The 11510-nt window shown below is 65.2% G+C and carries 11 protein-coding genes; 4 read left to right on the top strand and 7 right to left on the bottom strand.

Annotation, left to right across the window (positions count from 1 at the left end):
- Positions 1–79: 79 nt before the first annotated feature.
- From FZZ93_RS02155 to FZZ93_RS02145, 3 genes are all read left to right on the top strand, one after another.
- Positions 80–1465, top strand: a complete 1386-nt coding sequence (locus tag FZZ93_RS02155; RefSeq protein WP_149320680.1) for a DHA2 family efflux MFS transporter permease subunit — start codon at positions 80–82, stop codon at positions 1463–1465.
- 75 nt (positions 1466–1540) lie between these two features.
- Positions 1541–1990 carry a DUF2946 domain-containing protein gene (locus FZZ93_RS02150; protein WP_187774435.1) on the top strand — a complete coding sequence of 150 codons (450 nt, stop codon included), beginning with the start codon at positions 1541–1543 and terminating at the stop codon, positions 1988–1990.
- Positions 1991–2130: 140 nt separating this feature from the next.
- Entirely contained in the window at positions 2131–3456 is a 1326-nt protein-coding gene (locus FZZ93_RS02145) for a PepSY-associated TM helix domain-containing protein (protein ID WP_149320678.1), read from the top strand.
- A gap of 105 nt (positions 3457–3561) precedes the next feature.
- Here FZZ93_RS02145 and FZZ93_RS02140 read toward each other — a convergent pair whose 3' ends face one another.
- From FZZ93_RS02140 to FZZ93_RS02130, 3 genes are read right to left on the bottom strand one after another with little or no spacing between them, the layout of a single operon-like run.
- Entirely contained in the window at positions 3562–5004 is a 1443-nt protein-coding gene (locus tag FZZ93_RS02140; protein WP_246146059.1) for a sodium:solute symporter family protein, read from the bottom strand.
- Positions 4997–5218, bottom strand: a complete 222-nt coding sequence (locus FZZ93_RS02135; protein WP_149320676.1) for a DUF3311 domain-containing protein — start codon at positions 5216–5218, stop codon at positions 4997–4999. Before FZZ93_RS02135 ends, FZZ93_RS02140 begins: the two co-directional genes overlap by 8 nt.
- Positions 5219–5276: 58 nt before the next feature.
- Complete coding sequence (locus FZZ93_RS02130) at positions 5277–6485, bottom strand: M20 aminoacylase family protein (protein WP_149320675.1); 1209 nt, start codon at positions 6483–6485, stop codon at positions 5277–5279.
- A gap of 123 nt (positions 6486–6608) precedes the next feature.
- Here FZZ93_RS02130 and FZZ93_RS02125 point away from each other — a divergent pair, with 123 nt between their 5' ends.
- A complete protein-coding gene (locus FZZ93_RS02125) occupies positions 6609–7505 on the top strand; it encodes a LysR family transcriptional regulator (RefSeq protein ID WP_187774434.1) in 897 nt (298 codons plus the stop codon).
- Positions 7506–7601: 96 nt separating this feature from the next.
- On the opposite strand, the gene FZZ93_RS02120 is transcribed toward FZZ93_RS02125, so the two are convergent.
- The 4 genes from FZZ93_RS02120 to FZZ93_RS02105 all read right to left on the bottom strand — a co-directional run bounded on the left by FZZ93_RS02120 (position 7602) and on the right by FZZ93_RS02105 (position 11354).
- Positions 7602–8738, bottom strand: coding sequence for an MFS transporter (locus tag FZZ93_RS02120; protein ID WP_149320673.1), 1137 nt, complete (start codon positions 8736–8738; stop codon positions 7602–7604).
- Positions 8686–9117, bottom strand: coding sequence for a MerR family transcriptional regulator (locus FZZ93_RS02115; RefSeq protein WP_149320672.1), 432 nt, complete (start codon positions 9115–9117; stop codon positions 8686–8688). Before FZZ93_RS02115 ends, FZZ93_RS02120 begins: the two co-directional genes overlap by 53 nt.
- A 98-nt stretch (positions 9118–9215) precedes the next feature.
- The gene (locus FZZ93_RS02110) at positions 9216–9542 is read right to left on the bottom strand and encodes a YnfA family protein (RefSeq protein WP_149320671.1); all 327 of its coding nucleotides are present in this window, start codon (positions 9540–9542) and stop codon (positions 9216–9218) included.
- A gap of 72 nt (positions 9543–9614) precedes the next feature.
- On the bottom strand, positions 9615–11354 hold the full coding sequence (locus tag FZZ93_RS02105) for an NADP-dependent isocitrate dehydrogenase (protein WP_149320670.1): 1740 nt from the start codon (positions 11352–11354) through the stop codon (positions 9615–9617).
- Between the last annotated feature and the right edge of the window lie 156 nt (positions 11355–11510).

The following is an 11510-nucleotide window of genomic DNA, read 5'->3' as shown; positions in this document are numbered from 1 at the left end:
CCGGGTTAGGCTGGACGTCAGGATCACTGGATCAGGACTGGTCTGGATGAGCGAGGGACACGGGAAGCAAGGAGGGAGAATGCGGACAGGCAGCCTGCCCGGGATTTCCGGGCGCACCTGGAAGGTCGCTGCCGTCACGGGTGCTGGTGCCTTCATGGCGATGCTCGATGCCACGGTGGCCAATCTTGCCATCGAGGCCATCCGACGTGATTTCGGCGTGTCATTGGCCTTGGTGCAGTGGGTGGCGACGGGCTATCTGGTCGCCCTGGCCGTGTCGCTGCCGGTGGCGGGCTGGCTGGGGCGTCGTCATGGCTACGGCCGGCTATGGAGTGCCGCCATGGTCTTGTTCGTGCTTGGATCGGTGGGATGCGCCCTGGCACCGGGGCCCTGGAATCTGATCGCCGCCCGCGTGCTGCAAGGACTGGCAGCCGGACTGATGGTGCCGGCCGGACAGGCGGTCATTGGCTCAATGGCCGATTCACGACAACTGGGTCGCCTGATGGGCACGCTCGGACTGGTCGTCGCCCTGGGGCCGGCCGTCGGTCCCGGTCTGGGGGGCCTGTTGCTGGAGATCGCCTCCTGGCGCTGGTTGTTCTGGATCAACGTGCCGGTCGGTATCGCCGCGCTGCTGATTGCCCGGTCTCTGGTGCCGGGTGGTGATACCGATCCGCATAGCCCCCTCGATGGTCGTGGACTGTTGCTGATCGTGGTGGGACTGCCGGCGTTGCTCTACGGGGCGATGCGATTGGGGGCACACGGCGTGGAGGTGGTGTCGTTATCTTCCGTGACGCTGGGCATCGTTCTGGCGGCGGTCTTCGTATGGCATGCCGGGCGCCAGCGTCATCCGCTGATCGATGTACGCTTGCTGCACGGCAGGCGCTTTGCCGCTGCCACTCTCACCGCCGGCCTGGCCGGGGCCAGCATGTATGGCGGATTGTTGGTCTTGCCACTGTATCTGCAGACCGCCGCCCATCAGAGCGCCGCGAGTACCGGTATGCAGTTGTTGGCGATGGGGCTGGGGAGTGCCCTGATGCTACCGGTGGCGGGCACGCTCACCGATCGCCTGGAGGCATCTCGTGTCGCCATGGTGGGGGCCACGCTGCTGGCACTGGCGACCTTGCCGTTGGCTCTGGGGGCATCGTTGAGCAAGGGGGAGCTGGCCATGTTGCTGATCGTGCGCGGTGCCGGGTTGGCACTGGCCCAGATGCCGGCGATGACCGCGGCTTATACCTCGGTGACACGAGCGCAGATGGGCGATGCCACGACCATCGTCAATGTCGTGCAGCGAACCGGCGGAGCCCTGGGCGCCATCGCGATGGTGGTGTTGCTCGCCCAGGCGGAGCGGGCAGGCGAAAGTGTCCATGGGAGCGGCGGCCATGGCGAGGCCTTCATGCTGCTGGTTCTGCTGGCGGTTGCCGCGATCGGTTCAGCGGCGGCAATACGGTCCCGGAGAATGGCTTCCTGAATCGATGATGTCGCGTGTCACGTGCGACAAGGCACCGCGTCGAGCGTCAACCTTTGGATCATGAAGTGCGCTATCATGGCGCGCTACTCCATTCCGATTGCCTGTATCTTGTCCATGTTGCATCGCTTCCAGCCTCATCGCTCTCGTCTGGCTGCGCGTTTCGCGCTGCTGGGGATGCTGTTGCTGGTCATTGGCCCGTTGATCGGGCAGGTGAGTGCGGCCGCTGGCAACGGCCACGATCATGCTGGGCACAGCATGTCGGCGTCGTCGCACATGGCAATGCAGGCATTGGGCGAGAGCGACCACGGCACGTCGCATCATGCGGCGGTACTTCACTGGCATGCTCAATGCGGCTACTGCTCACTCTTCCAGCAGATGCCGGTGCTCATGGCAATGCTGCCGCATGTCGTCCCGGTGGCATCGCATGCCATCACGGCCCCGGTGGTCGCCACGCGAACCGCGCATGGCGGGCCGGCGGTCTTCCCCCAGGCGTTGACTCGGGCCCCTCCCGTTCCCTTCGGTTGATCTATCGAGAACATCCCGCACGCCTCGCCGCCGTCGGCACCTGTCGACGGTGGCGGGATGTGTGTCTCGCGCCTGTCGTTGGCACGTTTCGCACGATGCCCGGGCGGGCCAACAGGTTTTCCTTCTGCCAAGGGGCCCTCATGAGTAACAAGACTAACGATATTTATCGTGCGGTCTGGCGCTGGCACTTCTATGCTGGCTTGATCGCGATTCCTTTCCTGATTTCGCTGGCGGTGACCGGCGGGCTCTATCTGTTCAAGGACGAGATCGACCGCTGGCTGTACGCCGACATGATGCGTGTGCAGGCGCAGGAGAACGTCATGGTGTCGCCGCAGGTGCAGCGAGACGCGGCCCTGGCATCGGTCGACGGCGAGGCGTTTCGCTATGTGCCACCTCCCAATGCGGAGCTGGCCAGCGAGGTCGACGTGCGTCGCCCGGATGGCACCCAGGTTGCCGTGTTCGTCGACCCTTACAGCGGCGAGGTGACCGGCGACATGCCCTATCGGGGCAGCGTCATGTGGATAGTCCGCCAGTTGCACAGCCTCAACTTCTTCGGTGCCAATGCCAGCATGATCATCGAGATCGTCGGAGGCTGGACGATCCTTCTGGTGTTGACCGGTCTCTACCTGTGGTGGCCGAGAGGGCGCCGCGGTGGCGTGATGTCGGTACGAGGAAAACCGGGCAAGCGCGTGTTCTGGCGCGACCTGCACGCCGTGACCGGTGTCTTCGTCGGTGGCTTCATCCTGTTTCTGGCCATCACCGGCATGCCCTGGTCGACGGTATGGGGTAGCAAGGTCAACGAACTGGCCAATGGCCACAACTTCGGTTATCCCGATGGCGTGCGCGTCAATGTGCCGATGTCCGACGCACGCCTGGCCGAGAACGCCGAGACGGCATGGTCGCTGGAGCAGGCGCAACTACCGACGTCGGCCGATTCCACGTCGCCTTCCATTGGGCTCGACCGGGCCGTGGCTACCTTCGACGACCTGGGGCTGGCGCCGGGCTATGCGGTCAGCCTGCCGAGTGGGCCGGATGGCGTCTACACAGGCTCCATCTACCCGGACGACCTGAGCCGTCAGCGGGTCGTGCATCTCGACCAGTACAGCGGCGAGCCGCTGCTCGACATGCGCTATGCCGACTATGGCCCGCTGGGGCGCGGCCTAGAATGGGGCATCAATGTGCACATGGGGCAGCAGTACGGGCTGGCTAATCAGCTCATCCTGGCCCTGGCCTGTGCCGGTATCGTCTTGCTGTGCGTGTCCTCGGGCGTGATGTGGTGGAAACGCCGCCCCGCGGGTCGCCTGGGCGTACCTCCGGCCCCCAGTGACCCGCGTCGTCTGAGAGGTGTGCTGGCGCTGCTCGCCATCGGCGGCGTGATCTTCCCGCTGGTCGGCGCCTCGATGATCGTCATGGCCATGGTGGACGCCCTGGTCAGAAGACAGGGGACGAAACAGGCTCTGGCTTGAGTCGCGAGTCGTTCTTGGGTGAATGCCCCAATGTGGCGGTCGGGTGAACAGTGGAGTATTGATGGCGCCCTCACCGCTCACGGGGTGAAGGCGCCGTCAGGCGGGTCAGGGCTGGGGGCCGAGGGCCTCGGCCGGTGTGTGCCGGGTTACGGGGCTCACGGCGAGACTCATGCCCACGAACACCAGGGCATTGACCACCAGGCCGCAGAAGCCGGCATGCCAGTCGAGGGGAGTGCTGCCGCCGAACTGGAAGTACAGGGTGAGAATGGCGCCGACGGCCAGGCCGGCGAAGGCGCCGAGCAGCATCGGCAAGAGTTGCACCACGATGCCATAGGCGCCAAGCAGCAGGGCGACCAGCGAGCCGGGATTGACCAGGGCCAACAGGTAGGCGGCAAGCGAGACCACCACTACACCATAACGGGTCAGCCGGAGTGCCTTGCCATCGTCCATGCCGCGCAGCGATGGCAAGTGCTGGCCAACGTCGCGGATCAGGATGGTGGCAGAGGTGTGGGCCAGGTTGGCCGCCGTGGACATGGCTGCCGCCAGGGCGCCGGACAAGGCCAGGCCGATCAGCCATGCCGGGAAGTCGGCCATCTCCACCACCAGCGTCAGCAGAACCTGATCGGGTGAGTCGAGGGGGCGATCCTTGAGCAGCACGACACCAGCGAAGCCGATGATCAACAGCGGGATCAGCAGGTAGCTGTAAAGCGGGTAAAGCACGAATACCCGCTTGAGGGTTCGCTCGCTACGGGCGCTGTAGAACTTCATGAAAATGTGCGGCCACATCACGCAGCCCAGGGCGCTGACCAGGATGGCCGTGGAGAAGGCGCCCCATCCCATGCCGCTGGCCCCGGGCATGGTCAGGTATTCCGGTGCCTCACGCTGGATTTCCCGGAACATCTCGCCAACCCCGCCGAAGAACTGGTCGGCAGTGGCGAGCCCGAGGAACCAGGCGACGACGACCATCATCACGCCCTGCAGCAGATTGGTCCAGCCGATGCCCTGCAGGCCGCTGGCGTAGACGTAGGCCGCGACCACGCCGCAGGCCAGCAGGCTGCCGAGCCAGAAGGGAATGGTCCCCGAGGTGGCGGCCTCGAACAGCATGCCGGCGCCGGCGATCTGGATGGTCAGGTACGGGATCATCGCCAGCACGCTGACGATACCGATGAACAGTCCCAGCAGGTTGCCGCGGGTCGGGTAGCAGGCCGTGAGGAACTCGGCCTGGGTGAGAAAGCCGTGCCGACGTCCCAGTCGCGAGATGTAGGGGGCGATCAGCCACCAGACGATCACCGCCAGGGCCAGGTAGGCGATGATGTAGAGCGCCGGGGCTCCCTTACTGTAGGCCCAGCCGGGCGCGCCGAGAAAGGCAAAGGCGGAGAAGATCTCGGCCCCGAGGATGAAGAACAGCACCAGAAGGCCCATGTGACGCCCCCCGGCAACATAGCCCTCCAGCGACGAGCCTTGGCCACGTCGGGCGCGCAGGCCGACGGCCAGCACGACCAGCAGGTAACCGAGCGTGATGCCGGTGATCAGCAGCGAGTCAGTCATCATCGGCCTCCATCGATTCGCGGCGGTAGGCGATCACCAGGCCGACGAACAGGGCGAAGACCCAGGCGACATACCAGAAAACGAAGAAGGGCAGGCCCATCACCAAGGGTTCGATGCGATTGGCCAATAGGGCGCCCGGCCAGACCATGGCCAGGGCGCAGACCGCGAAGTAGATAAGCATCCCGACGGAGGGAAGCTTGGGTGGGGCGTTCATGGCATACCTCTTTTGTTGTTGGGGATATGGGGCGTTACCGGCAGTTTGCTTTAGTCAGTCATGAAGCGGACGCCGGTGTGGTATCCAGCGCCCGGAGGCCGAGCGCCAGCAGGAGCCGACAGCCGGTGGGGATGACGGCGTCGTTGAAGTCGAAGCGAGCGTTGTGCAGCGGCGGGGTTCCTTCGCCCTCGGCAGTGCCGAGGAAGCAATAGGCCCCCGGGCATTGTTCGAGCATGAAGGAGAAGTCCTCGCCACCGAGGCTCGGTGGTACGTTGCGCACCAGGGCCGCTTCGCCGAGCGTCTCGATGACCGTGGTCTCGACATGGCGGGTCGGTGCTTCGGCATTGACCGTGGCCGGGAAGATGCGCTGGTAGGCCAGCTCGATCTCGCCGCCATGGGTCGTGGCAATGCCATCGCAGACGCGACGCACGGCCTGCTCCATGCGGTCTCGGCTTTCGGCGTCGAGGGTGCGTGCCGTGCCGCTGATCCGGACCTCGTCGGGAATGATTGCAAAGCCGTCGAGATCGCCGCCCTGCAAGCCGCACAGGCTCAGAGCCGCGGGGGAGAGCGGGTCGATGTCCCGAGAGACTATGCTATGCAGAGCTTGGATCAGGGCTCCGGCCATGCGTACCGGATCCGTCGACAGGTGCGGGTTGACCCCGCCGTGACCGCCCTTGCCGCGCACGGTGATGTCCAGCCGGTCGGTTGCCGCCATGATCGGGCCCGGACGCACCGCGACCTGTCCGGCGGGCATTGCCGGCCAGTTGTGCAGGGCGTAGATCTCGTCCATGGGGAAGCGGTTGAAGAGCCCGTCCTCGACCATCGCGCGGCCACCACCCAATCCTTCCTCGGCAGGCTGGAATACCAAGTAGAGCGTTCCGGCGAAGTCGCGGTGTGCGGCGAGATAGCGGGCTACGCCGAGCAGCATGGTGGTATGCCCGTCGTGGCCGCAGGCATGCATTCGGCCCGGTGCCTGAGAGGCATGATCGTGATCGCTCAACTCCTGGATCGGCAGAGCGTCCATGTCGGCGCGCAGGCCGATGCGGCGGCCGTTGTCGGCGTTCTGGCCGTGTACGGTGGCCACGATGCCGGTCTGGCCGATGCCTGTCTCGAAGGGCAGTTCCAGACGTTCGAGTTCAGCGGCGATGCGCCGGGCCGTGGCATGTTCCTGGAAGCCGAGTTCCGGATGGCGATGCAGGTCATGGCGCAGGCTCGTCAGCTCGGCATGGATCGTGTCGAAGAAGCGTGGGTCGATATGATGTGTCATGGCGGCCTGGAGGGTTGTGAAGGACAGGTTTCATCTTGGTCCCGTGTTTCACATAGAGAAAATAGTATTTTTTTGCCCTTTCCATACTATTATTGGATGAAATGTCGGCGCTCCAAGGGATGTATGGATTTCAAGCAGTTGAAGTATTTCCTGACAGTGGTGGAAGAGGGAGCGATCTCGTCGGCGGCTCGTCGGATTCCCCTGGCCCAACCGGCCCTGAGCCGACAGTTGCAGTTGCTGGAGGAAGATGTGGGTACGCCACTGCTGAGTCGCTCTCGGCACGGCGTCCGCCTGACCGCTGCCGGCGAGGCCTTCTCGCGGGATATCCGACGCCTGCTCGCCGACTTCGAGCAGGCCAAGCAGAATGCCCGCCGCATCGGCGACGGTCACCTGGGCCGGTTGCGCTTGGGCGTGACGGTCATGCACCTCTGGGTCCCGCAGATCACGCGCCTGCTCAATCGGTTCCGTGAGCGCTATCCCGGCGTCACGTTGCAGGTGGTGTCACTGCTCTCCGGCCCCCAGGTCGAGGCCCTGCGTCAGGGGCAGCTTGATGCGGGAATGCTGTACTTCCCTCCCGAGGAGGACGACAGCCTCTGTCACCACTGTCTGTACGAAGATCACCTGGTGCTGGTCACCAGCGCCTCATCGCCCCTCGCCCGACATCCGCCGCGCCGGCTCGCCGAGCTGAACGGCGAAGACTTCATCTGGTTCGACCGCAGCGCCACGCCGACGTACCACGACAAGCTGATCCATGCGTTCCAGCGGGTCGGCTTCACGCCCAACGTGGTACAGGAGGGCGCCGACAATGCCACGATGCTGTGCCTGGTGGCCGCCGGCATGGGCTGCAGCATCCTGCCCGCCATGACCATGGCAGGTTCCCCCGAAGGCGTCGTGAGTCATCGCATCGAGGATCTGGACATGGTGTTGCCGCTGATGCTGGTGTGGCGGCGTGACGCCGGGCTACCCGCGGTACGACGCCTGATCGAGATCGCCGAGTCCAATACCCTGGGGCCGGGGTGATCGGTGAGCACAGGTGAGATCTCGGTTGGTGAGGCGACATATCCTCTTGGCTGGCAGAGGACGTTGGCCAGCGCTACCTGCGCCGGCCGCCTCCTTTCAGGTCATCAGGAACTTCGAGCGTGTCGGTCCGAGCAGGCAAATGGCTGTGCCTATGATCGTCAGTGCCAACAGGGCAACGAGGGTCGCGTTGTGCGAGAACAGGGTGGAGGCCGTTGCCGACCATGTCGCGACACCCAGGTTCATGGCGCTGGCGCCGAGCGCCATCAAGGTGCCACGCCGGGCATTGGAGAGGCTCGCCAGGTGGGCCTGCAGCGCTGGTGCACCGATGCCACCCAGTAGAGCCCACAGGCCGAGCATGATACAGGCCGTTACCATGCCGAGCGGGATGGCGAACAGGGCCATGATGGCCGCCAGCACGCCGATCAGGCACAGGCGCATCACGCGTCGGCCACTGCCGAATTGTGTCATGAGGCGAGGCATGATCAGGTTGCCGGCGAGGGTGACCAGGCCGAAGCCCGCATAGATGAGGCCGAGAGATTCGGTGTCCGGCTGATGAAGATCGCGGAGTCGCTCGCCGACCAGAACGTAGATGCCGACGGCCCCTCCCAGGCCGAGTCCCATGCTCAGAATGGCGTTCGGTGCCCCGGGTGGCCAGACTCCCTCTCCGGCGCCTGGATGCCCTGTGGCGGCAGGCGTGCTTTGGCCAAGTCGAAGGGTGCCCGCCAGGGGCAGCAGGGCGAGGATGCCCAGTGTAGCGAAGGCTGCCTGCCAGCCGAATGCCTCGGTCACCCAGGCACCGAATGCCGGACTGGCGATGATGCCCAGGGTCAATCCGGCCTGTACGGCGGCGATGTCCCGGTCGGCACGTTTGTCACCGCCATCGGCAGCCAGCGAGAAGGCGACGGGCAGCATGCCTGCCGCGCCGGCGCCGGTCACGATACGAGAGGTCAGGGCCAGCGAGTAGGTCGGTGCCAGCGCCGTGGCGAGCGAACCCAGGGCAAAGACGAGCGATGCCGGCAGCAGTATGGCGCGTCGGCCATGGTGATCCGACAGGGCACCGAAGAAGGGAGCCAGCAGCGCCAGGGGCACTGCATAGGCGCCGACGAATAGCGAAATGCGTTCCGGGGCGACACCAAGATCAGCACCGATCGGCGTCAGGATGGGGCCCAGCAGGAACTCGTCACTGCCGACCAGAAAGGCGATCAGAAACAGCAGGATCGTTTGCGCTCTCATGTCCGGAAGACTCCGTTTCGGGGTGTGGCGAAAGGGAATCACGGAAGTGCTCGATGCGCGCCAGGGTGGAGGCGCGGCGTTGTTGCAGCTCCTCCAGCAGACGATCGATCTGTTCCAGCTTGTGGGTGAGATCGGTCAGACCCGCCTCGCAGGGTCCCGCCCCTTCGTCGCTGAGGCAGGGGGCCATGGCCTGTATCTCCCGGGTGGAGAACCCCGTGGCGATCAGGTCACGAATGCGGCCGGCTCGACGCAGGTCCGACGGTGAGAAGCGGCGATAGCCGTTGGCGTCGCGGGCGATTTCCAGAAGCCCCGCCTTCTCGTAATGACGAAGGCGGCGGGTGCTGATGCCCAGACGTTCGGCGGCTTCATGGATCTGCATGGATGACTCCCTCCTTTACCCGGACAAGGCTGATGCATTGACACTAGTGTCAGGGTCAAGGGGAGCAGTAGCAGAGCATGCCGAGGCATGCCAGTATCTCAGCCGCCCCGGGGAGCGAGCAGGATGATGCCGGCGCCGGCCAGGCAGATCGTGGCGCCGAACAGGTCCCAGCGGTCGGGGAGGCGTTGCTCGACGAGCCACAGCCAGCCCAGCGAGGCGACGATGTAGACGCCGCCGTAGGCCGCGTAGGCTCGGCCGGCGTAGTCGGCGGAGCTCAGGCTGAGCAGCCAGGCGAACAGCAGCAGGCTGGCCACGCCGGGCAGCAGCCAGAGAATGGACTTGTCGAGCCGCCACCAGGCCCAGACGCTGAAGCAGCCAGCGATCTCGGCCAGGGCGGCGGCGAGGTAGAGGGCCAGGGTGGTCATGGTTACTCATTGCCTCTCGGCGTGCCCCGGCTACGGGCCGGGGGCGTGCGTTCCATTGCCGGCATATCGCGCTTACGCGGTCAGGCGCTGTGCCACGGCGTCGAGGAAGCCCTGCATGTCGACCACGGCTTCCTTGTCCGGCTCGGTGGTCTTGCCCTTGAGGTCGCCGGTGACGATGCCGTCGCCGATGGTGTCGATCAGCGCGGTCTTGAGGCGGGTGGCGTAGTCGCCGAGCTCGGCGTTGCTCTCGCGTTCCGCCAGGGTTTCCAGGGCGTTGCCCACGGCATAGATCAGCGCGGATGAGTTGAAGTGCGCTTCCTTGCCGTCGCTCTCGAGGTACTTGAGGTAGAGATCGTGGGCGGTGCCGTGGGGCGCCTCGAACAGCATGGTGCCGTTCTTGCTCTCGATGATGGAGCTGGCGGTGGCCAGGCTGCCGCCGAGCGCGGCGGAGATGTCCGAGAAGATGTCGCCGTCGAGGTTCTGCGCCGGGTAGAGGGCGTTTCTGGGCGGATCGGTGATCATCTTGATCAGCTGGCGGGAGGGCCGCATGATCATGAATGAGGGCGGCGGAGTGTCGGCCTTGGCGAGTTCACGACGCGCCTCGGTGATGACGTCGCTGAACACCTCGTCGTAATCCATGTATTCGCGCTTGAGGCCGAAATAGACCTCCTTGTCCTTGCGCGAGGCATCGCGGAATACCTGCAGGACCCAGTCCTTGATGGCGGCGCGGTCGTTGGACATCAGCAGGATGGGGTCGCCCTTCTTCACGTGGCGGGCGTGCTTTTCCTCGCCGTCGACGACCACCTTGAGGATGCCGTCCTCTTCGGCCGGGGCGTTGTAGCTGCCGTACTGGTCGCCGCCGCCGGCGCTCATGCGCGAGATCGAGACCTGCGCCTTGCGGTCGGGGATACCATGGCGCTTGAGCTGCTCCACCAGCTTGTAGAGCTTGCGACCGGAGGTGTTGTCCGGCACGCCCCAGAGCGCCCGCTCTGGCGGATTGGAGACGATGCGTGCCGCCTGGGCGTCGATCAACTCATAATGGTACTCGAGCCCCAACTCCTCGGCCTTGGCCTGGTAATCGGCACGGAAGATGTCCTCGATGGCGGCGCGCATCACGCCGTCATAGCCGGCGATCACCGTGTCCTTCAGTCCCAGGTAGATGTCGCGTTTCTCGTCGATGGCGCGCTGGAAGAAGCGGTGCGCCCAGGCCTTGACGTCCTCGAGATCATTGGTGGCGAGCAGCCAGGGATCGCCCTTGTGGACCTCGCGGCGGTGCAGCTCCACCGGGTCGCCGCTTTCGCCCACGAACAGTAGCTTGACCATGCCGGTGGCGTCGGCCAGGGCATTGTGGCTGTCCTTGATGCCGCCGTCGTCCATGGTGTCGACTTCGATGTCGCGGCCGATCCAGTCGGGACGCTCGACCCTGAGGTTGCGGAACTCGATGTCCTCGCGGGTGATGTTGCCGCCGATGCCCTTGCGAATGGCGCCGTTGGGCGACTTGGTGGCCAGCGGATGGAGGCTGGCGCGGTCCAGTTCAGGACGCTCGGCCAGCAGCGCATCGAGCTGTTCGCGGTTGACCGTCATGCCGGCGTTCTTGACGCCCACGCCATGGCGATTGAGGGCCTCGATGGCATCGATCACCGCCTGGCCGTTGGTGGCGAGGCGGTTTTCCGCGGTCAGGTCGATCTCGACCAGGTTGATGTCCAGCGGAGCGGTCACGAAGGTCTCGAGGATGCGTTCGAAGGCCACCTGGGCCATCTCGTCGCCATGCAGGATGACAAGCGGGGAGGCCACGTTGATCTTTCTGCTCATTGCGCGTCTCGTATTGCGATGGATTGGCATTTTGCGTCAGCCGGCCGTCGCGAGAGTTGTCACGATTCACCGATGACGCACCGTCGTCATGGACGGGCCTGGCCTGGGCGGGTGACGCCAAGTGCGGTATGGGCGTCGAGGGCCCGCGAGCAAAGC

Source organism: Halomonas eurihalina (assembly GCF_008274785.1).
Taxonomy (GTDB): domain Bacteria; phylum Pseudomonadota; class Gammaproteobacteria; order Pseudomonadales; family Halomonadaceae; genus Halomonas; species Halomonas eurihalina.
Note: the sequence above shows the minus strand (reverse complement) of the source record. Positions and strands in the feature narration are given on the sequence as shown.